Consider the following 20396-nt stretch of genomic DNA (forward strand, 5'->3'; position numbering starts at 1 on the left):
GGGGCAACCGTCGGAAACGTCGCCCGCACGCTGGTGGCCCGGCTGCCCGGCGGCAGCCGCCTCGATATCGAAGCGGCCGCCCCGGACACCCGCAGCCACCTGCGCGGCCTCATGAGAACCCGTCCGGGCCTGGGGGTTGAGGAACATCGGAACGAAAACCGGCGCCAAGTGGTCAAGTTTGGAAGTCCTTCGGGGGTTGACTGCGGAGTCGGTGTGGTGGGTGTCGCCTGGTCAGATGCCGTGGGCGGCGAGGTGGAGTTGGCAGGCGCAGTCAAGGACTTCGGGGGCGCCGACGAGGATGCCGTTGGGTAGGTCTTCGTAGCGGTTGTTTCTGTCGCAGTAGGAGGCGAAGCTCCACTTGCTGGTGGTCTCGCCGCAGCGCAGGCGCATCAGCTTGACCTCCTCGCCGTCAGCCAGTTCCGCCTCCCGTAGGCGAAGGCCCCGCGGTGGTTGTCGCGTCGTTCTGGCCAGTCCGCCAGGCCGCAACGCCAGAAGGTCCGAACTGTCATTTTCTGTTATGCCAATTGACACACTATTAAATGCTCACCTAGGGTCCTGCCCATGGAGGAGCGCAAAGGACGCGGTCGGCCCCGGAAGAATCCGGAGCAGCTCGCGCGATGGACACCGCCCGACGGCTGGTCCCGGCTGGTCGCCTGGATCTCGCCCGCGGAGAAGAAGGCGCTGAAGCGGGTTGCCGTCGAGGCTGAAGTTTCGGTCGCGGACCTGGTCCGCGCGCTGGCGGGCGGCCTGGCGTCCGGTGCCATCACTCACGAGGAACTGATCGGCCACGTCAGAAAGGGCATGCAGGTCATGGAGAAGATCCCCACGCTGTTCGAGCGGGACAGCGACTTTCGGGTCGTCGACCGGCCGCGGGCGGAGTGTGCATGGGTGTTCGATGGCGAGGGGGCCCCGACAGAGAAGCTCGACGGAACCAACGTCCGTCTCACCGTCCGGGCGGGCCAGCTGGTACGGGTGGAGAAGCGGCGCAACCCGAGCAAGCTGCAGAAGGAACAGGGGATCAAGGACGGCTGGTACGTCGACACCGCCGAGAGCGCCGCGGAGGACAAGTGGGTTCTCGCCGCCGCCCGCAATACTGACGTCACCTCGTGGCCGGACGGCGAGCACTCTTGCGAAGCGCTCGGCCCCCGCATCCAGGGCAACCCCCTGCGGTTGGACGACCATCGGTGTGTACCGTTCAACCTGGAGGTGCCGGTCTACCAGGGTGTGCCGCGCGACTACGTCGGCCTCCGTGACTACCTCGCCGAACTGGAGAGCCGCTTCGTCCCCGGCGCCCTGGCCGAGGGCATCGTCTTCCACCACCCGGACGGTCGCCGCGCCAAGATCAAGCGCAAGGACTTCCCCGTCTCCGCCTAGGAGCCAGGAGACCGCCGAAGATCTTGCTCCGACTGCCCGACCCGCCCCAGATCACCCGTGAATGCCAATCTGCACGAACTGGCGTAAGCCGGACGCTATTCCAAGATCTTGAGGACACTCAAAGAGCCGGCCCCAGGGCCCGGTACCTGATCCGCGCGGGGAAGCCACATCGCGGGATGCGGGAAGCACGGGGTGACAAGCCGAGGGCGAGGATCGTACATGGAAACGTTGCTGGGGCTGGCGTTGACCTTTGGCTTGATCGTGGCCGTGTTCCGCTACCTCGCTTCCGGTGACAGCGATGAGGACCCTCACCTCACGGCTCGTCTGCAGGCGAAATTCAAGCGGTGGGAGAGGTACGGGCGCCTACCGGAGCCGGTGTACGAGATGGGCGCCCCCGAGTTCGAGGAATACATCGCCGCTCTGTGCCGCCGTGACGGCTGCACCGACGTCCAGCGGGTCAGAGGCGACCACACGGGCGGCCAGATGACCGGCTACCTGCCGGACGGCCGGAAGGCTGCTGTGACGTGGCAACGAGAGTGCGAGGACAGCTCTGTACACGCCCACCGCCTCCGAACGTTCGACGACGCCGCTCGCGCAGGGCTTGGTGCCGAGGTGACCATCTTCATCGTCCTCGGGCCCCTCGACAAACGCGAGTACAGGATCGCCGCTCGCCATCGCTTGACGCTGATCGACGTTGACAGGCTCGAGTCCTGGATGAAGGGCACCACCCTGAGTGCGCTCCTGGTACCGGAGACCGGCAGGCCGGGCAAGAACCGCAAGAGCGCCCACGACTGACAGGGCACGGTGGTCAGCCGCGCAACGATGGCCCGCGAAGCGTGTCCAGCACAAGCTCGGCCTTCTGCGGTCTGAATCCGACCTGCAGCCACAGCAGTTGTTCCTGCCAAGGGCACCGGAATGATCCACTCAAGGAGCTCAGGAGTGAGCAGGAGTGGAACGGATGGGGCGGATGATGTCTGCGACCTTCGTTTTGTCGCTGCGTGCGGAGTGACCGGAGAGCAGCTGTGAATGATGGCCGTACAGAGCTCTTCGTGTCCCCGGACAAGAGCCGGTTCGGACGCGTGGCACTGGCAATCGTGCCGGCGGTCATCGTGCCGGGTATCAGCATGGCGCGCATGCTCGCGGGCGGGCGCGGCACCAGTGAGGGGCTCGGGCCGATGGCGGTACCCGCGACCATCGCCCTCGTCGCGCTCCCCTTCCTGTGGTACGCGGCCTATGCGGTCCTGCACACCGTGAACACGTATGTGGCACTCGTGGACGGCGCCGTCCTGGTGCGCAACTGGGCGCGCCGGCTGACCGTCATCGAAGGGCCCGGCTGCGTGGCCCGGACCCATATCAACTCCAGAGGCATCGCCGGCGCGGTGCTCGTCGTGGGTGACGACCGCGCCGCTGTCATGCTCAATCCCCGCCAGTGGCGTGAGGACGAACTCGACAAGGTGTGGCGTAAGGCGGCTCTTCAACAGCAGTTCGGAGGTACGCCGACCCCACGTGAACTTCGCAAGCGTTACCCGACTATCCGGATACCTCTCTACATCCGGTATCCCGGCATCGTCTACACCTTCTGGACCATCCTCGTCATTCTCTACATCGGAGTGGTGGTCAACGTCTTCGCCCGCATCTGAGGGTACGGCGAACCGGACGCCGACGAGGTGTGTGAAGGCCACTGATTCCCTCGCCGCGTGACAGAACCGTCTCCGTGATCACGGGGAATCTTCAGTCGAGGGCGCCTTCGGGGCCGCCGGCGAGGATGTCGTTGGCAGGAGGGGAGTCTTCGTAGCGGTCGCTTCAGGCATAGTAGGGGGCGAAGCACTTGCTGATGGTCACGCCGTAGCGCAGGCGCATCAGCTTGACCTCCTCGCCGTCGGCCAGTTCCGCCTCCCGTAGGCGAAGGCCCCGCGGTAGCGGACGTGTAGCCGCCTCAGCTGCGGCCCAGCAGTGCGGGCGTGCTCGCCAAGGCGCTGCTCGAGCACCGTCTCCCTCGTCGGCGACAGCGTGTACTTCGTCGCCCTGGCCTGGTCCGCCCAGAAGGCCGCCGGTCCTACCGAAGTCGGCCTCGTCATGGCCGCCGGGGCAGTACCACGAGCGTTACCCATGCTTGGTGGGGGCGTCGTGGCCGACCGAGGCTCCGCCCCCACAGACCCCCAGGTCAAAGCGCTCTCAGGCCCGCGACGGGCTTAGCGCCGGTTTTCGTTCCGATGTTCCTCGACCCCCGGCCTGGCGAGCGACCTGGAACAGGTGAACGTGCATCGCACGGGCGCCTGGCCCCATACCAGACGCCGCTACGACGTGATCGTCTCCGGTCTGCCGCTGCAAGACCTCGCCCCTCTGCAAGTCGAGCGAACGATGGCCCGGTACATGGAGCTCCTGCACCCCGGCGGCACCCTGACCCATGCCTGCCGCCCTGGCACGCGCATGCTGCAGACCTTGTTCGCGCCGAAAGCTCAAGGCCGGCGCACCGCTGTGGGCAAGATCATGGCCGCCTACCAGGGCAGCTACGGCAGCGGCCGACGCATCGTGTGGTCACACCTGCCACCGGACCGTGTCTGGTACCTGCAACGCCCCCTGGAAGCCCCCGACGAGCGAGCCTCCCGGGACGGAGCGATGCCGTGAGCACCGTGTCCGAACCCGTCGGCCCGCACACGTCACCGGAACCGTCGCGTCCCCGGCTGAGACGCGCGATCCGGGGGCCGGAGCCTGACGCCGTACCCGTCTTGATCGCGCCGCGACGGTGCGCCAGGCGCAGAACACAGCCGGCAGGGACCTACAACCCCACGATCTTGTTCCACCGCTTCGCGAACTCCAGCCGTTCCGTGGAGGTGATGTCCCGTGCGATCGCGAGCCGTTCGCGCATACGCGCGTCGGGGAAGATCAGGGGGTTGTCGGCGAGGGCGGCCGTGTCCTTGTCCTTGGACGCGGCGAGGACTTCACGCGCCGCCGGGACCGGGCAGACGTAGTTGACCCAGGCCGCGAGTTCGGCGGCGACCTCGGGGGCGTAGTAGTAGTCGACGAGCCGCTCGGCGTTGGCCTTGTGGCGGGCGCGGTCGGGGATCATCAGGGAGTCCGACCAGAGCTCGGCACCTTCCTCGGGGACGACGAAGCGGATGTCGGGGTTGTCCGCCTGGAGTTGGATGACGTCGCCGGAGTACGCCTGGCAGGCGAGGACGTCGCCGCTGACCAGGTCCTTGGTGTAGTCGTTGCCGGTGAAGCGGCGGATCTGGCCCCGGCGGACCTCCCGTTCGACCTGGTCGCACACGGTGTGGAAGTCGTCGGCGGTCCACTTGGTGACGTCCACCCCGTTGCCCTGCATGAGCAGCGCGAACGCCTCGTCCAGGCCGGAGAGCAGGGTCACGCGTCCCTTGAGGTCGCTCGCCCAGAGGTCCTTCACGTGCCGTATATCGCGGCCCAGCTTGCGATGGTTGTAAGCGATCCCGGTGATGCCGGACTGCCACGGCACGGTGAACTTCCGTCCCGGGTCGAAGGCGGGCGAGCGCAGCAGGGGGTCGAGGTACTTCGCCACGTTCGGCTGGTGGGCGCGGTCCATCTCCTGGACCCAGCCCAGGCGTACGAAGCGCGCGCACATCCAGTCGCTGATGACGATGAGGTCGCGGCCCGTGGACTGGTGGTTCATCAGCGCGGGGCTGATCTTGCCGAAGAACTCGTCGTTGTCGTTGATCTCCTCGACGTAGTCGACGGAGATGCCGGTGCGCTTCTCGAACGCCGACAGCGTGGGCCGCCGGTTGGGGTCGTCGTCGTCGGTGTCGATGTACAGCGGCCAGTTCGCCCAGGTCAGCCGCTTGTCGGTGGCGGAGGAGTCGCGGGCCGCGCGGTCCCCGGGCGCGACGTACGCGGCGGGCACCCCGCACCCGGCGAGGGCGCCGAGCGCGGCGGTGCCACCGAGGGCGCGCAGCAGGGAACGGCGGGACGGGGAAGAGGTCTCGGGCATCCGGGGCACCCGGACAGCATGCCGCACCCTCCCCCGCCCCGGCGGAGCGCTACGCGTCCAGCGACGTCATGACGTGCTTGATCCGCGTGTAGTCGTCGAAGCCGTACGCCGAGAGGTCCTTGCCGTAGCCGGACTTCTTGAAGCCGCCGTGGGGCATCTCGGCGACCAGCGGGATGTGGGTGTTGATCCACACGCAGCCGAAGTCGAGCTTCTTGGACATCCGCATGGCGCGGCCGTGGTCCTTGGTCCACACCGAGGAGGCGAGGGCGTACTCGACGCCGTTGGCCCACTCCACCGCCTGCTCCTCGTCCGAGAAGGACTGGACGGTGATGACCGGGCCGAAGACCTCCTTCTGGATGATCTCGTCGTCCTGCTTCAGGCCCGAGACGACGGTCGGGGCGTAGAAGTAGCCCCTGTCGCCGACCTGGTGGCCGCCGGTCTCGACCTTGGCGTGGGCGGGGAGCCGCTCGATGAAGCCGGCGACCTGCTTGAGCTGGTTCGGGTTGTTCAGGGGGCCGTAGAGGACGTCCTCGTCGTCCGGCTGCCCCGTCTTCGTCTCCGCCGCCGCCTTCGCCAGCGCGGCGACGAACTCGTCGTGGATGGACTCCTGGACCAGGACGCGCGTGGCGGCCGTGCAGTCCTGGCCGGCGTTGAAGAAGCCGGCGACCGAGATGTCCTCGACGGCCTTGGGGATGTCGGTGTCCTCGAAGACGACGACCGGCGCCTTGCCGCCCAGCTCCAGGTGGACGCGCTTGAGGTCCTTGGAGGCGGACTCGGCGACCGACATGCCCGCGCGGACGGAGCCGGTGATGGAGGCCATCGCGGGGATCGGGTGCTCGACCATCAGACGGCCGGTGTCGCGGTCGCCGGTGATGACGTTGAAGACGCCCTTGGGAAGGATCGAACCGACGATGTCGGCGATCAGGACGGTGGAGGCGGGGGTGGTGTCCGACGGCTTGAGGACGACCGTGTTGCCCGCCGCGATCGCCGGGGCGAACTTCCACACCGCCATCATCATCGGGTAGTTCCACGGCGCGACCTGGGCGCAGACGCCGACCGGCTCGCGGCGGACGATCGAGGTCAGGCCCTCCATGTACTCGCCGGCCGAGCGGCCCTCGAGCATCCGCGCCGCGCCGGCGAAGAAGCGGATCTGGTCGACCATCGGCGGGATCTCCTCGGAGCGGGTCAGCCCGACCGGCTTGCCCGTGTTCTCCACCTCGGCCGCGATCAGTTCCTCGGCGCGCTCCTCGAACGCGTCGGCGATCTTCAGGAGGGCCTTCTGCCGCTCCGCCGGGGTCGTGTCCCGCCAGCCGGGGAAGGCGGCGGCGGCCGCGGCCATCGCGGCGTCCACGTCGGCCTGCCCGGACAGCGGCGCGGTCGCGTACGCCTCGCCCGTCACGGGGTTGACCACCTCGGTGGTCCGTCCGTCGGCGGCGTCCCGGAACTCACCGGCGACGTAGTTCTGTAGCTTGCGCAGCCGTCCCAGCTCGGTGCTCACTGCCGGCCCTCCAAGTGCGGGTGTCCATTGACTGAGACACCCACACTAATCCGAGTGCCGACGTTTTCAACACCCCCGGTCACACCCTGGGTGCGGAATCCGCAGGCTTCAGGCACGTAAACAACGAATTTCATCGATCGAGCCTTGCGGAACTGTCGAGACGTCGTGCACAGTGAGCTCGTGGCCAGTCGAAGCGCAGACCAGAGGGACTCCCGCGAGTCCAGGAACGGCAGCCCCCAGCTGGATGCCGTCTCCCTCGCCATCATCGAGCAGCTCCAGGAGGACGGCCGCCGGCCGTACGCCGCGATCGGCAAGGCCGTGGGCCTGTCCGAGGCGGCCGTGCGCCAGCGCGTCCAGAAGCTGCTCGACCAGGGCGTGATGCAGATCGTCGCCGTCACGGACCCGCTCACCGTGGGCTTCCGCCGGCAGGCGATGGTCGGGATCAACGTCGAGGGTGATGTCGAGTCCGTGGCCGACGCGCTGTCCGACATGTCGGAGGTCGAGTACGTGGTGATGACGGCGGGCTCGTTCGACGTCCTCGCCGAGATCGTCTGCGAGGACGACGACCACCTGCTGGACGTCATCAGCAAACGCATCCGGGCCCTGCCCGGTGTGCGCTCCACCGAGAGCTTCGTCTATCTCAAGCTCAAGAAGCAGACCTACATGTGGGGAACCCGATAACCGTGAGCCAGAAGGACCTCAGCCGAACCGCGTACGACCACCTGTGGATGCACTTCACCCGCATGTCCTCGTACGAGAACTCCCCCGTCCCCACCATCGTGCGCGGCGAGGGCACCTACATCTACGACGACAAGGGCAAGCGCTACCTCGACGGTCTCGCGGGCCTGTTCGTGGTCCAGGCCGGTCACGGCCGCACGGAGCTCGCCGAGACCGCCTTCAAGCAGGCGCAGGAGCTGGCGTTCTTCCCGGTGTGGTCCTACGCCCACCCCAAGGCCGTGGAGCTGGCGGAGCGGCTCGCCGACCACGCCCCCGGCGATCTGAACAAGGTCTTCTTCACCACCGGCGGCGGCGAGGCGGTCGAGACCGCCTGGAAGCTCGCCAAGCAGTACTTCAAGCTGGTCGGCAAGCCCACCAAGTACAAGGTCATCTCCCGCGCGGTCGCCTACCACGGCACCCCGCAGGGCGCCCTGTCGATCACCGGTCTGCCGGGTCTGAAGGCCCCCTTCGAGCCGCTGGTGCCGGGCGCGCACAAGGTCCCGAACACCAACATCTACCGCGCCCCGATCTTCGGCGACGACCCGGAGGCCTTCGGCCGCTGGGCCGCCGACCAGATCGAGCAGCAGATCCTCTTCGAGGGCCCGGACACGGTCGCCGCGGTCTTCCTGGAGCCCGTGCAGAACGCCGGCGGCTGCTTCCCGCCGCCGCCCGGCTACTTCCGGCGGGTCCGCGAGATCTGCGACCGGTACGACGTGCTGCTCGTCTCCGACGAGGTCATCTGCGCCTTCGGCCGGCTGGGCACGATGTTCGCCTGCGACAAGTTCGGCTACGTCCCGGACATGATCACCTGCGCCAAGGGCATGACCTCCGGCTACTCCCCGATAGGCGCCTGCATCGTCTCCGACCGCCTGGCCGAGCCGTTCTACAAGGGGGACAACACCTTCCTGCACGGCTACACGTTCGGCGGCCACCCGGTGTCGGCCGCGGTGGGCCTGGCCAACCTCGACCTGTTCGAGCGGGAGAACCTCAACCAGCACGTGCTGGACAACGAGGCGGCGTTCCGCGCCACGCTGGAGAAGCTGCACGACCTGCCGATCGTCGGCGACGTCCGCGGCAACGGCTTCTTCTACGGCATCGAGCTGGTGAAGGACAAGAACACCAAGGAGTCCTTCGACGAGGAGGAGACCGAGCGCGTCCTGTACGGCTTCCTCTCCAAGGCGCTGTACGACAACGGCCTGTACTGCCGTGCCGACGACCGCGGCGACCCCGTCGTCCAGCTCGCCCCGCCGCTGATCTCCGACCAGGGGACGTTCGACGAGATCGAGCAGATACTGCGCGCGACCCTCACGGAGGCGTGGACGAAGCTCTAGCCTCTGCCGGTTCAGCCGATCATACGACCCGGGGTGCACCCGTACGAGTGAGAAGGGCGCCCCCGGGTCGCGTGCTGTCCGGCGTCGCGGCCCGGGATCCCTAGCGTGCCTGGTGACCGATCGGCCCTGCCTTTCGTTCCTCGCAGGAGGGACGTGGCACGGGAATCGAGGATCAGAACCGAGGTGTACGCCCATGGAGGCCCCGCCGGACAACGACGTGCTCTGGGCACGCTCCCTGCAGTACGTGCACCCCGACGGCTCGCCGGCGCTGGCCGGTGTCTCGGTCGGTGTGCGGGAGGGCGAGATCCTCGCCGTCAGCGGTCCGCGCGGCAGCGGCAAGACGACCCTGCTGCGCTGCCTCTCCGGCGAGCTGCGGGCGCAGTCCGGGGAGGTCTGGTTCAACAGCGTGCCGGTGCACACCATGGGCCCGATGCGCCGCGAGCGGCTGCGCCGGGACAGCTTCGGCTGGATCGACCCGGCACCCGCGCTGGTCCCCGAACTGACCGTCTGGGAGAACACCGCCCTCCCCCTGATGCTGCGCGGCACCGGCCGCCGCCGGGCCAAGGTGGCCGCGCAGGAGTGGCTGGAACGCCTGGACGTCGGCGACAAGTCCCGCAAGCGTCCGCACGAACTGGTGCAGGCCGAACGCCAGCGCGTCTCGATCGCCCGGGCGCTGGCCCCCGCGCCGACGGTCCTCTTCGCCGACGAGCCGACGGCACCCCTGCACCGCGCCGATCGAGGGCACGTGCTCAGGACGCTGACCACCGCGGCCCGCTCGCACGGCATCACGGTCGTACTGGCCACCCACGAAGCCGAGACCGCGGCCCTCGCCGACCGCACGGTGGCGCTGCTGGACGGACGGCGCGTCACCACCGTGCATCTTCCGGAGGCACCCGAGGCGGAAGGCCGGGCCGCGTGCTCGCTGTCCGTCTGATCCGGCTCGCCCGTCCCGCCGTGCAGCTGCGGCGCCTGCTGGTGGCGGCGGCCGCCGCGGGCACCGGGTTCCTCCTGCTGTGCACCCTCGGCTACGCCCTGGGCCACCCGCACGCACCGGCCGCCTCCCTGCTGCTGCGCCTCGGCTGGTGCGCCCTGCCGCTCGCGGCCACCGTCCAGTTCGCGGTGGCCGTCGCCCGCGCGGACCCCGGCACCAGGCCCCGGCCCGGGCTGTCGGCGCTGGGGCTGGGGCCGGCCCGGCTGATGGCCGTCTCCGCCCTGACGACCGCCCTGTCCTGCACGCTCGGCTCGACGGCGGCACTCGCGCTCTTCCTGTACCTGCGCGGCGACCTGGCCGGCGGGCCCTTCGAGGGCGCCGCCGGCTTCCTCGCCGCCGACCGGTCGCTGCCCGTTCCGGCCGCCCTCACCCTGCTGGCCCTGGCCCCGGTCACCGCCTCGGCGGCGGTGGCGCTGGTCTTGCGCCCCCGGGACGCCCGCGTCCCGACGGCCGGCGGGGCGCGCGGGCCGGTCAGGCAGGGGGCACGGTTGCGCGAGCCGGTGGGCAGCCGTGCCGCCGGTGCGGCCCCCGTCCCGCAGGCGGCGGACGGCGCCCGGCGCTCCCCGGACGAGGTGACCGGCCCCGCGGCGCCGCCCCCGGACGCCCACCTGTACGACGCCCTCACCGGCCCCCCGCCACCCCGCGAAGCACCCGGCGGCCTCCCCTGGGGCTTCGCCGTGCTCGCCGCGGGCCTCGCCGTGGAGTCCTACGCCGCCCCCTCCACCGCCGCCCTCCCAGAGGGCCCCGCCGCGCTGCTCGCCGGCTGGACCCTCACCGCACTGGGCCTCCTGCTCGCCGCCCCCGGCCTCGCCCACCTGTGCGGCCGTCTGCTGCAGGCGGTCCGCCCGGGCGCGCTCAGGCTGCTCGCCGGGCGCGGTCTGATGGCGGAGGCCGCCCGTATCGGCCGCCCCCTCGGCGTCTTCTGCGCCGTCGTGTCCGGCGTGTACGCGATGACGGCACGGTACGACCGCGGCGCGGCGTCCTTCGGTCCGCTGACCCGCCTCGGCACCCTCCTGGTGGCCGGGTGCACGGTGGCCACGCTGCTCATGGCGGCCGTGGAGGGCAGGCAGTCCCGCGCCGACACCACCGCCGCACTGGTCCGTCTCGGCGCCCGCGGCAGGACGCTCCGGGCCGCCGCGGCCCTGCGGGCGGGCGCGCTGCTGGCCCTGTTCGGCCCGCTCACCCTGGCGGTGGCCGGTCTCGCCGCGCTTCCCCTGGCCCGCTGAAAAAACTTCTCCGACCGCCGATGAGTTCCGGGGCGGCCGCCGGTCCATCTCTGCGTAACGAGCACCGCACCCCGACGGGAGACCCGGCATGTACCAGCAGATGATCTTCGTGAACCTGCCCGTGAACGACCTCGACGCCGCGAAGAAGTTCTTCACGGAGCTGGGTTACTCGCTCAACCCGCAGTTCAGCGACGAGAACGCGGCCTCCGTCGTGATCAGCGACACCATCGTGGCGATGCTGCTCACCAAGCCGTTCTACGCGACCTTCACCGACAAGGAGATCGCCGACGCGACGAAGACCAGCGAGGTGCTGGTGTGTCTGAGCGCGGAGAGCCGGGAGAAGGTCGACGAACTGGTGGACAGGGCGGTCGCGGCGGGCGGCACCGACACCGGCCGGACCCAGGACCACGGCTTCATGTACGGCCGCTCCTTCGACGACCTCGACGGCCACACCTGGGAGATCATGTGGATGGACCCGGCGGCGGTCCAGGGCTGAGACCGGCGAACCCGGAGTCGGGCGCGGGCGGTTGTGCCAGCATGGGCGGGTGCATCAGACACCCGCCCAGCCCAGCCGTGCCGCCCACGACCACGAGGTGGAGTCGCTCGCCGAGTTCGACGAGGTGGTCGCCGAGTACGGCACGCTCGCCCGGTTCCGTGTGCAGGCCGTCGATCTGACGGACCGTACGGGTGTGCTGCTCTCGATGGACACCTCGGGCGCCGTCTTCCTCGGCTGCCCGATGGACCCCGAGGCGGCCGCCCGGGTGCGTGCCGCCGGGGCGTTGGTGTTCCCGCCCGTCCCCGGCCTGCCCTTCGACCCCTACCGGGGTTTCGTCTACACCCCCGACGAGCTGTTCGAGTCGCTCGACGAGGGATACGAGGCGACGCCGGACGCCCGTGCGTACGCCTGGTTCCAGCGGACGAAGGCCGACGGGGACGTCTACTCGTCCATGCTGCGCGCGGTCCACGACGACGCCGTCTCCGACGCGCTGGACGAACTCCTTGCCGGTGCCCGGGTGGTGGGCGTGATGGGCGGCCACGCGATGGCGCGCGGCACGGAGGCCTACGCGGGTGCGGCCCGCCTGGGCCGGGAGCTGGCGCGGGCCGGGTTCACGGTGGCCACCGGCGGGGGGCCGGGAGCGATGGAGGCGGCCAACCTCGGTGCGTACGCGGCCCCGTTCGACGACGGGATGCTCAAGGACGCGCTCCAGCTCCTCGCCAAGGCGCCCTCGTTCCGGCCGTCCGTGACCGACTGGGCGCACGCCGCCTTCGAGGTCCGCGACCGCTGGCCGGGCGGTGGCCCGTCGGTGGGCATCCCGACCTGGTTCTACGGTCACGAGCCGCCGAACGCCTTCGCCGCGCACCTCGCCAAGTACTTCGCCAACGCCACCCGCGAGGACGGCCTGCTGGCCCGCTCCAATGCGGGTGTGGTGTTCCTGCCGGGCGCCGCCGGGACCGTACAGGAGGTCTTCGACAACGCGACCCCGAACTACTACGAGTCGCGGGGCGAGCCCACGCCGATGGTGCTCGTGGACCGGACGCACTGGACGGAGCGGCTGCCGGTGTGGCCGCTGCTGCGGGCTCTCGGACAGGGCAGGTCGATGGAGTCCCGAATCGCCCTGGTTGACCGGATAGAGGAGGCGCCGGAGGCGTTGAAACGTCTCGCGGGGCAATAAGCGGGCAAAGCCAACGCGTGTAGGATGCTTATGCGTTGACACTACTTATGGAGCGCTTATAAACCTGTGAGCCTCTAGGGGTTGATGATGCTGATGATGGCTCAGAACGCCGTCGCCGGCGCCATCTCCCGCCCAGCCCCCGCAGTTATGCAATCTGTAAAGGACAAACGTGTCCAAAACTCGCCGCAGCTCTCGCCGTACCGTGCGTGTCCTGGGTGTCGCCTCCGCTACCGCCGCACTGGCGCTGGGTGTCGCGGGCACCGCGCTCGCCTCCGACATCGGTGACTTCTCCGCCGAGGCCACCTGCGACGGCAGCAACGGCGTCATCGTCGTCACGGACAAGGACGCCGGCGGCACGCCGGCCGTCATCACCGTGTTCCTGGAGAACAACGGCGCCGACGTGAAGAAGGTCGGCAAGCCGACCCAGGTCAAGGGCTCCGGCGCGGGCACCACGGTCACCTTCGCGGAGGACTGGAAGCCGAACGCGACGTACCGCGTCCACGTCAAGGCCGGCAAAAAGGAAGACGACATCACGCCCAACCTGACCACCCCCTCCACGGCCTGCAAGACCGGGGAGTCCGAGGAGCCGACCGCGACCGCGACGGTGACCGCTTCGGTGTCGGCCTCCGCGGCCGCCCCGGCCGAGTCCGCGACCCCCACGGCGTCCGCGTCCGCGTCGGCGTCGGCGTCGGAGAGCGCCGCCGCCCCCGCGGGCACCTCGGACAACGCGCCGTCCCCGGCGGTCGGTGAGTCGAACCTCGCCGAGACCGGTGCGAGCTCCAACACCGGCCTGATCGCCGGCATCGCCGCCGCCCTGGTCGTCGTCGGCGGCGGCGCGGTGTTCTACGGCATGCGCCGTCGCGGCTCGCACAGCGGTCGCTGACGCCCCGGTTCCGGTCCGTCCTCAGGCCCGGTCCGTCTTCGTGGCCCGTCCCCGCGTTCCGGGGGCGGGCCATTGCCGTTCGTCCGCGGGCGCTTCCCCGTCCAGTACGACGACCTCGGCCGCGTCGAACTCCACGCCGACCGTGCCGCCCACCTCCGGCGCGTCCCTCAGCGCACACGCCGCCTCCAGGCGCGGGGCGTCCTCGGGCTGGAGGTGGACGGCGACGTGGGTGCCCTTGAACGTACGGGCGGTCACCGTGCAGCGCAGGCCCTCACCGGCCGGGACGAGCCGGACACCGGCGGGCCGGACGAGCACGGTACGGGCCCCCTGCGGTGTGCCCTGCGGCACCGGCAGCTTGCCCCACGGCGTGTCCGCGGCCTCGCCGGCGACCGTCGCGCCGGCCACGTTGTCGAAGCCGAGGAAACGGGCCACGAACTCGTCGGCCGGCCGCTGCCACACCTGAAGGGGCGTACCCGACTGGGCGATCCGCCCGTCCCGCATCACCACCACCCGGTCGGCCAGTGCGAAGGCCTCGCCCTGGTCGTGCGTCACGGCGAGCACCGTGGTCCCCAACCGGCCGAACAGCTCCCGCAGTTCCACCACCAGCCGCTCCCGCAGCGAGCGGTCGAGCTGCCCGAGCGGCTCGTCCAGCATCAGCAGCCGGGGCCGTGGCGCGAGCGCCCTGGCCAGGGCCACGCGCTGCTGTTCGCCGCCGGACAGCCCGGCGACGGCCCGACGGGCGGCACCCGGCAGGCCCACCAGATCCAGCAACTCCCGCACCCGGACGTCCCGCTGCGCCTTCGCGGTCCCGTGCATCCTCAGCCCGAAGGCCACGTTGCCGCCCACGTCCCGCTGCGGGAAGAGCTGGTGGTCCTGGAACATCAGGCCCACCCCGCGCCGGTGCGCGGGCACGCCCCCCTGGTCGCGTCCGTCGAGCAGCACCCGCCCGGAGTCGAGCGGCTGCAGCCCGGCCACCGCCCTCAGCAGCGTCGACTTGCCGCTGCCGCTGGGCCCGAGCACGCACACGATCTCGTGCTCGGCGACGTCCAGGTCGACGGCGTCGAGCACGGCCCGCCCACCGAAGCGCACGGTCGCGGCATCGAGGCTCAGCAGCATGGGAACTCCCCCGTCAGCATCAGAACTCCCCCGTCCGGTCCCTGCGCAGGCGCTCCAGAGTCAGCAGGGCCGCCGCGCACACCAGCATCAAAATCGTGGACAGGGCCATCGCCTGCCCGTAGTTGAGATCACCGGGCCGGGACAGCAGCCGGGCCACCGCGACGGGCAGCGTCGGGTTGTCCGGCCGGGCGATGAACACGGTCGCCCCGAACTCCCCGAGCGACACCGCGAAGGCGAAGCCGGCCGCGATCAGCAGCGCCCGCCGCACCATCGGCAGGTCGACCTCCCGCCACACGCGCCAGGGCGACGCGCCCAGCACGGCCGCCGCCTCCCTCAGCCGCCCGTCCACGGCCCGCAGCACGGGCAGCATGGTCCGTACGACGAAGGGCGCCCCGACCAGCGCCTGGGCGAGCGGGACCAGGATCCAGGACTGGCGCAGGTCCAGCGGCGGCTTGTCCAGCGCGATGAGGAAGCCGAAGCCGACGGTCACGGCGGACACGCCGAGCGGCAGCATCAGCAGCGCGTCGAAGCCGCGCACGATCCGCCCCGCGTCCCGGCGGGCCAGCGCGGCGGCGGCCAGGGAGCCGACGGCCAAGGCGATGGCGGTGGCCGCGGCGGCGTACTCCAGCGAGGTCCACACGGCGTTCAGCGGCGCCACCAGGAAGGTCCCGCCGTCGGAGTCGGTCAGCGCCCGGTAGTAGCCGAGGCCGGGAGCGTCGAGGGAGCGCCGTACGAGCACGGCGAGCGGCAGGACGAGGAGCAGGGCGACGGTGGCCAGGACGCCGGCCAGCAGCGCCCACTGACCGGCGCCGCGCGGCCGTCGTGCCGTCACCGAGGCGTCCACCAGGCGCAGGGCGGTCTCCCGCCGCCGTACCGTCCAGGCGTGCACGGCGAGGATCGCGCCCACCGCCGCGAACTGCACGAGGGTGAGGACGGCGGCAGTGGAGAGATCGAAGATCTCGGAGGTCTGCCGGTAGATCTCGACCTCGACGGTGGAGAAGGCGGGCCCGCCGAGGATCTGGACCACGCCGAAGGAGGTGAAGGTGAACAGGAACACCATCAGCGCCGCGGCGGCCACGGCGGGCCCGAGCGCGGGAAGCGTGACCTTCCGCCAGGCCCGCAGCGGCGAGGCACCGAGCATCCGGGCGGCCTCCTCCTGCCGCGGGTCGAGCTGCGCCCACAGCCCGCCGACCGTGCGGACGACGACGGCGTAGTTGAAGAAGACGTGCGCCAGCAGGATCGCCCACACGGTGGTGTCCAGCCGTACGCCCCACAGGTCGTCGAGCAGCCCGCCGTGTCCGACGAGCGCCAGGAAGGCGGCGCCGACCACGACGGTCGGCAGCACGAACGGCACCGTGACCACCGCCCGCAGCACCTGTCTGCCGGGGAAGTCGAGACGGGCGAAGACGTACGCGGCGGGCAGCGCCAGCAGCAGGGTGAGCGCGGTGGAGGCGAGCGCCTGCCAGACGGTGAACCACAGCACGTGCCGGATGTCGGGCTGGGTGACCACGTCCGCGATCCGCCCGAACCGCCAGGCGCCGTCCACCTTCAGCCCGCGCGCGACGATCGCGGCCACGGGCCAGGCGAAGAACACGGCGAAGAACGCGACGGGCACGGCCATGAGGCCGAGCCGCACCGCGTTCCCGCGCGCGCCGCTGCGGGGTGCTACCGCAGTACGAGTGACGTCCACGACTTGACCCACTGGTCACGGTTGGCGGCGATCTTGCCGGGGGCCATCGTCTCGGGGTGCGCGGCGGCCGGGCCGTACTCGGTGAACTCGGCGGGCACGGCGGCGCCCTTCACCACCGGGTAGACGAACATGTTCAGCGGCATGTCCTGCTGGAACTTCTTGGAGAGCAGGAAGTCGATGAACGCCTTGCCGCCCTTGGTGTTCTTCGCGTTGCTCAGCAGCCCCGCGAACTCGATCTGCCGGAAGCAGGTGCCGGTCGACACACCGGTCGGGGCGGTGCTGGGCCGCTTCTTGGCGTAGATCACCTCGGCGGGCGGGGAGGAGGCGTACGACACGACGAGCGGCCTGTCGCCGCCGGCCTTCTTCCCCTCGGAGGAGCCGGAGAACTCCTGGTAGTAGGCCTGCTCCCAGCCGTCGACGACCTTGACGCCGTTGGCCTTCAGCTTCCTCCAGTAGCCCTGCCACCCCTGGTCGCCGAACTGCGCGGCGCTGCCGAGCAGGAATCCGAGGCCGGGCGAGGAGGTGGCGGCGTTCTCGGTGACGAGGAGGTTCTTGTACTCGGGCTTGGCCAGGTCGGCGAAGGACCGGGGCGGGGTCAGCTGGTGCCGGGCGAAGTACGCCTTGTCGTAGTTGACGCAGATGTCGCCGTAGTCGACCGGCGTGACCCGGTCCTTCCCCTTGTCGAGCTGGTATCCGGCGCCGACCGTGTCCAGGCCCTTGGCCCGGTACGACTGGAACAGCCCGTTGTCGAGGGCCCGTGAGAGCAGGGTGTTGTCCACGCCGAAGAAGACGTCGCCCTGCGGGTTGTCCTTGGTGAGGATGGCCTTGTTGACGGCCTGGCCGGCGTCGCCGCTCTTGAGGACCTTGACCTTGTACCCGGACTTCTTCTCGAAGTCCGCGAGCACGCTCTTGGACACGGCCCACGAGTCGTGGCTGACGAGGGTGACGGTCTTGGAGTCCGTCGATCCACTGTCGCCGGACGCCCCGCACCCGGTCAGAGCGGGCAGTCCGACGAGTGCGAGCCCGACGGCCGCGGCCACGAGCGTCTTGTGGTGCACTGGATGTCCTCCTGGGGTTGGCCAGGAAGAACGCTGCCCCGCCCGGAACGTCCGGGCAGGGCACAACAGCTTGAGTGGGTGACCGAACTTCCTACCCAGAATGACCTGGGCGAGGTTCAGAGGGTCTGCGGCCCGTCTGCCGCACTCTCAGCGCTGTGGCGCTCCCCTGTCGGAATATGAAGATGTGACGTGGCCAGATCCTATCGTTCGGTGGCCGCCAGCTGACCACAGGCCCCGTCGATCTCCTGACCCCGGGTGTCCCGGATGGTGACGGGCACACCATGCGCGGCGATGGCCTCCACGAACGCCTTCTCGTCCTCCGGCCGGGAGGCGGTCCACTTGGAGCCGGGCGTCGGGTTCAGCGGGATGAGGTTGACGTGCACGGGCCTGCCCTTGAGCAGCCGCCCGAGCCGGTCGCCGCGCCAGGCCTGGTCGTTGATGTCCCGGATCAGCGCGTACTCGATGGAGAGCCGGCGCCCGGACTTCTCGACGTACTCGAACCCGGCGTCGAGCACCTCCCGCACCTTCCAGCGCGTGTTCACGGGGACGAGGGTGTCGCGCAGTTCGTCGTCGGGCGCGTGCAGCGAGATCGCGAGGCGGCACTTGAAGCCTTCGTCGGCGAACCGGTGGATCGCCGGGACCAGCCCGACGGTGGACACGGTGATGCCGCGCTGGGAGAGCCCCAGCCCGTCCGGCGCGGGGTCGGTGAGGGCCCGGACGGCGCCGACGACCCGCTTGTAGTTGGCCAGCGGCTCCCCCATCCCCATGAAGACGATGTTGGACAGCCGCGCCGGACCACCGGGAACCTCGCCGTCCCGGAGCGCCCGCATCCCGTCGACGATCTGGTGGACGATCTCGGCGGTGGACAGGTTCCGGTCGAGCCCCGCCTGCCCGGTCGCGCAGAACGGGCAGTTCATCCCGCATCCCGCCTGCGAGCTGATGCACATGGTGACCCGGTCCGGGTACCGCATCAGCACCGACTCGACGAGCGTCCCGTCGAACAACCGCCACAGCGTCTTGCGGGTGGTCCCCTGGTCGGTCGACAGATGCCGCACCACCGTCATCAGCTCGGGCAGCAGCGCCTCCCGCAGCTTGCCGCGCGCCCCGGCGGGGATGTCGGTCCACTGCTCCGGGTCGTGCGCGTACCGCGCGAAGTAGTGCTGCGAGAGCTGCTTGGCACGGAACGGCTTCTCCCCGATCTCGGCCACCGCGTCCTTGCGCTCGGCGGGCGTGAGATCGGCGAGATGCCGCGGCGGCTTCTTGGCTCCGCGCGGGGCTACGAAAGTGAGTTCTCCGGGTGCAGGCATAACCCTTCCAGTGTCGCAGATCAACTCCGGGGCCCAGGCAGGTCACCAGGAGGAGGGCTCGCCTCGGCCGGCCGGCCCGTCGTCGACCGCGGCCGACCCCGCTTGTGACACGTGATCCCTTCGCCCCGTCAGTAGCTCGGCCAGTACTGCTGTGCCGGGCTGTCGCCCGGTGGTGTCGGCGCCAGATGGAGATGAACGTGGCGGGCGCGGTGCGTCGCAGCGTGAGCGGCCCCGGCCGCTGCGAGGTGGATGCCGGGCTATAGTCGCGGGGTCGCGAAAAACGATGTCCCGCGGGTCCGCCCGCCGGGCATCGCGCATACATCGATGCAGATGGTTCTGATCGGTGAGCGTCTCCTGCCGAGACCGGACGTCCCGTCCGCTCACGGCGCTGGCCCCCGCCGACGCGTGTCGGCGCTGCAGAGGAGCGCGCAGCATGCAGAAGACCATCATGCAGAAGACAATCGCCATCGTCGGAGCGGGACTGGGCGGGCTGACGCTCGCCCGGGTGCTTCAGGCTCACGGTGTCGCCACGACGATCTACGAGGGTGAGGCTTCGGCGACGACCCGTGCGCAGGGCGGCCTGCTCGACATCCACGAAGAGACCGGACAGGTCGCGCTTCGCGCGGCTGGTCTGTACGACGAGTTCCTCACTCTGGTCCGCCCGGGCGAGGACGCCAAGCGGGTGGTCGACCGCCACGGCACGATCCTGTTGGACATGCCTGCGGACCCCGGTTCGGCCCGTCCTGAGGTGGCTCGTGGCGAACTCAGGCGCCTGCTCATCGACTCGCTGGCGCCCGGGACGATCAGGTGGGGTCACAAGGTCGCCTCGGTCCGGCACCGTCCGGAGGGCGGCTGCGTCCTCACCTTCGCGGAAGGTTCCGCCGCGCGCGCCGACATCGTCATCGGCGCGGACGGCGCCTGGTCGAAGGTGCGTCCGCTGCTCACCCCCGCCGAGCCTCTCTTCAGCGGAACCTGCTTCATCGAGATCGCCCTCACCTCGGGCGGCCAGAACTGTCGGGCGAGCATGGCTGCGATCGGCAGCGGCACGCTGATGGCGGTCGCGCCGGGCAAAGGCATCATCGCCCATCGCTACGCCGACGGGCACGTGCGCGGATACGTGGCGCTGAACAAGCCCGAGGAGTGGATGAGGTCGATCGACTTCGGCGACCCGTCCGCGGGGCTCCGCCGACTTGCCGACGAGTTCGACGGCTGGTCGCCGCTGCTCACCGCCTTCGTGACGGAGAGCGACGCGGAACCGTGGCTCCGACCCATCTACGCCCTTCCCGTCGGGCTTGAATGGGGCAGGGTGCCCGGAGTGACGCTCGTCGGTGACGCCGCGCATCTGATGTCGCCCTTTGCCGGCGAGGGCGCGAACCTCGCCCTGTACGACGGCGCGGACCTGGCCGGAAAGCTGGTTGAGCAACCTGACATCGAGGTCGCGCTCAGCGCCTACGAAGAGCAGCTGTTCCTGCGTGGTAGCGACGCCGCCGGACGCTCGGCGCAGAATCTGGACATCTTTTTCGGCCGGGAAGCGCCGCAGAGCATAGTCACTCTGTTCGATCACTCCTGAT

General features: G+C 70.2%; 18 protein-coding genes and 2 pseudogenes. 13 read left to right on the top strand and 7 right to left on the bottom strand.

Annotated features, from left to right (window positions below; genetic code table 11):
- Positions 1-231: 231 nt before the first annotated feature.
- Entirely contained in the window at positions 232-390 is a 159-nt protein-coding gene (locus ACWC21_RS13470) for a hypothetical protein (RefSeq protein ID WP_450881208.1), read from the bottom strand.
- 171 nt (positions 391-561) lie between these two features.
- Here ACWC21_RS13470 and ACWC21_RS13475 point away from each other — a divergent pair, with 171 nt between their 5' ends.
- The 5 genes and pseudogenes from ACWC21_RS13475 (at position 562) to ACWC21_RS13495 (ending at position 4002) form a co-directional block, all read left to right on the top strand.
- On the top strand, positions 562-1374 hold the full coding sequence (locus ACWC21_RS13475) for a hypothetical protein (RefSeq protein ID WP_450881210.1): 813 nt from the start codon (positions 562-564) through the stop codon (positions 1372-1374).
- Between the two features lie 219 nt (positions 1375-1593).
- Positions 1594-2169 (top strand): restriction endonuclease, encoded by a 576-nt coding sequence (locus ACWC21_RS13480; protein WP_450881212.1) that lies wholly within the window; start codon positions 1594-1596, stop codon positions 2167-2169.
- A gap of 254 nt (positions 2170-2423) precedes the next feature.
- Positions 2424-3014 carry a hypothetical protein gene (locus ACWC21_RS13485; RefSeq protein WP_450881214.1) on the top strand — a complete coding sequence of 197 codons (591 nt, stop codon included), beginning with the start codon at positions 2424-2426 and terminating at the stop codon, positions 3012-3014.
- Between the two features lie 346 nt (positions 3015-3360).
- Positions 3361-3513: pseudogene (locus tag ACWC21_RS13490) on the top strand (MFS transporter); the annotation flags it as partial.
- Positions 3514-3627: 114 nt separating this feature from the next.
- Complete coding sequence (locus ACWC21_RS13495) at positions 3628-4002, top strand: hypothetical protein (RefSeq protein WP_450881216.1); 375 nt, start codon at positions 3628-3630, stop codon at positions 4000-4002.
- A 151-nt stretch (positions 4003-4153) separates the two neighbouring features.
- On the opposite strand, the gene ACWC21_RS13500 is transcribed toward ACWC21_RS13495, so the two are convergent.
- Both ACWC21_RS13500 and ACWC21_RS13505 read right to left on the bottom strand, forming a co-directional pair.
- Positions 4154-5335, bottom strand: a complete 1182-nt coding sequence (locus ACWC21_RS13500) for an extracellular solute-binding protein (protein WP_450881218.1) — start codon at positions 5333-5335, stop codon at positions 4154-4156.
- Between the two features lie 49 nt (positions 5336-5384).
- Positions 5385-6833, bottom strand: a complete 1449-nt coding sequence (locus ACWC21_RS13505) for a gamma-aminobutyraldehyde dehydrogenase (protein WP_450881220.1) — start codon at positions 6831-6833, stop codon at positions 5385-5387.
- Positions 6834-6998: 165 nt separating this feature from the next.
- Between ACWC21_RS13505 and ACWC21_RS13510 the strand changes: the two genes are divergently transcribed.
- The 7 genes from ACWC21_RS13510 (at position 6999) to ACWC21_RS13540 (ending at position 13654) form a co-directional block, all read left to right on the top strand.
- Positions 6999-7514 (top strand): Lrp/AsnC family transcriptional regulator, encoded by a 516-nt coding sequence (locus ACWC21_RS13510; protein WP_450881222.1) that lies wholly within the window; start codon positions 6999-7001, stop codon positions 7512-7514.
- Positions 7515-7516: 2 nt separating this feature from the next.
- On the top strand, positions 7517-8881 hold the full coding sequence (locus tag ACWC21_RS13515) for an aspartate aminotransferase family protein (RefSeq protein ID WP_450881224.1): 1365 nt from the start codon (positions 7517-7519) through the stop codon (positions 8879-8881).
- A 193-nt stretch (positions 8882-9074) separates the two neighbouring features.
- Complete coding sequence (locus tag ACWC21_RS13520; RefSeq protein WP_450881226.1) at positions 9075-9815, top strand: ABC transporter ATP-binding protein; 741 nt, start codon at positions 9075-9077, stop codon at positions 9813-9815.
- A complete protein-coding gene (locus tag ACWC21_RS13525; protein WP_450881228.1) occupies positions 9797-11098 on the top strand; it encodes a hypothetical protein in 1302 nt (433 codons plus the stop codon). The genes ACWC21_RS13520 and ACWC21_RS13525 overlap by 19 nt, the downstream gene beginning before the upstream one ends.
- A gap of 88 nt (positions 11099-11186) precedes the next feature.
- Positions 11187-11594, top strand: coding sequence for a VOC family protein (locus ACWC21_RS13530; protein ID WP_450881230.1), 408 nt, complete (start codon positions 11187-11189; stop codon positions 11592-11594).
- Positions 11595-11643: 49 nt separating this feature from the next.
- Positions 11644-12771 carry an LOG family protein gene (locus tag ACWC21_RS13535; protein WP_450881232.1) on the top strand — a complete coding sequence of 376 codons (1128 nt, stop codon included), beginning with the start codon at positions 11644-11646 and terminating at the stop codon, positions 12769-12771.
- Between the two features lie 169 nt (positions 12772-12940).
- Positions 12941-13654: an LAETG motif-containing sortase-dependent surface protein gene (locus ACWC21_RS13540; protein WP_450881234.1), complete on the top strand. Its 714-nt coding sequence runs from the start codon at positions 12941-12943 to the stop codon at positions 13652-13654.
- Between the two features lie 96 nt (positions 13655-13750).
- On the opposite strand, the pseudogene ACWC21_RS13545 reads toward ACWC21_RS13540, so the two are convergent.
- The 4 genes and pseudogenes from ACWC21_RS13545 to rlmN all read right to left on the bottom strand — a co-directional run.
- Positions 13751-14770 (bottom strand): annotated as a pseudogene (locus tag ACWC21_RS13545) (ABC transporter ATP-binding protein); the annotation flags it as partial.
- Positions 14771-14789: 19 nt separating this feature from the next.
- Complete coding sequence (locus ACWC21_RS13550; protein WP_450881236.1) at positions 14790-16391, bottom strand: ABC transporter permease; 1602 nt, start codon at positions 16389-16391, stop codon at positions 14790-14792.
- Positions 16392-16435: 44 nt separating this feature from the next.
- Positions 16436-17518: a thiamine ABC transporter substrate-binding protein gene (locus ACWC21_RS13555; protein ID WP_450881238.1), complete on the bottom strand. Its 1083-nt coding sequence runs from the start codon at positions 17516-17518 to the stop codon at positions 16436-16438.
- 200 nt (positions 17519-17718) lie between these two features.
- Complete coding sequence (gene rlmN, locus ACWC21_RS13560; RefSeq protein WP_450881240.1) at positions 17719-18825, bottom strand: 23S rRNA (adenine(2503)-C(2))-methyltransferase RlmN; 1107 nt, start codon at positions 18823-18825, stop codon at positions 17719-17721.
- A 448-nt stretch (positions 18826-19273) separates the two neighbouring features.
- Here rlmN and ACWC21_RS13565 point away from each other — a divergent pair, with 448 nt between their 5' ends.
- Positions 19274-20395: an FAD-dependent oxidoreductase gene (locus tag ACWC21_RS13565; RefSeq protein ID WP_450881408.1), complete on the top strand. Its 1122-nt coding sequence runs from the start codon at positions 19274-19276 to the stop codon at positions 20393-20395.
- The last annotated feature ends 1 nt before the right edge of the window (position 20396 follow it).

The sequence above is a fragment of the Streptomyces sp. NPDC001348 genome, assembly GCF_053597535.1.

What these genes read in the sequence shown, in the direction of transcription:
- ACWC21_RS13500 (WP_450881218.1), bottom strand. Translation starts at nt 5,335, where the DNA reads ATGCCCGAGACCTCTTCCCCGTCCCGCCGTTCCCTGCTGCGCGCCCTC.
- ACWC21_RS13480 (WP_450881212.1), top strand. Translation starts at nt 1,594, where the DNA reads ATGGAAACGTTGCTGGGGCTGGCGTTGACCTTTGGCTTGATCGTGGCC.
- ACWC21_RS13530 (WP_450881230.1), top strand. Translation starts at nt 11,187, where the DNA reads ATGTACCAGCAGATGATCTTCGTGAACCTGCCCGTGAACGACCTCGAC.
- ACWC21_RS13550 (WP_450881236.1), bottom strand. Translation starts at nt 16,391, where the DNA reads ATGGCCGTGCCCGTCGCGTTCTTCGCCGTGTTCTTCGCCTGGCCCGTG.
- ACWC21_RS13470 (WP_450881208.1), bottom strand. Translation starts at nt 390, where the DNA reads ATGCGCCTGCGCTGCGGCGAGACCACCAGCAAGTGGAGCTTCGCCTCC.
- ACWC21_RS13520 (WP_450881226.1), top strand. Translation starts at nt 9,075, where the DNA reads ATGGAGGCCCCGCCGGACAACGACGTGCTCTGGGCACGCTCCCTGCAG.
- ACWC21_RS13475 (WP_450881210.1), top strand. Translation starts at nt 562, where the DNA reads ATGGAGGAGCGCAAAGGACGCGGTCGGCCCCGGAAGAATCCGGAGCAG.
- ACWC21_RS13565 (WP_450881408.1), top strand. Translation starts at nt 19,274, where the DNA reads ATGCAGAAGACAATCGCCATCGTCGGAGCGGGACTGGGCGGGCTGACG.
- rlmN (WP_450881240.1), bottom strand. Translation starts at nt 18,825, where the DNA reads ATGCCTGCACCCGGAGAACTCACTTTCGTAGCCCCGCGCGGAGCCAAG.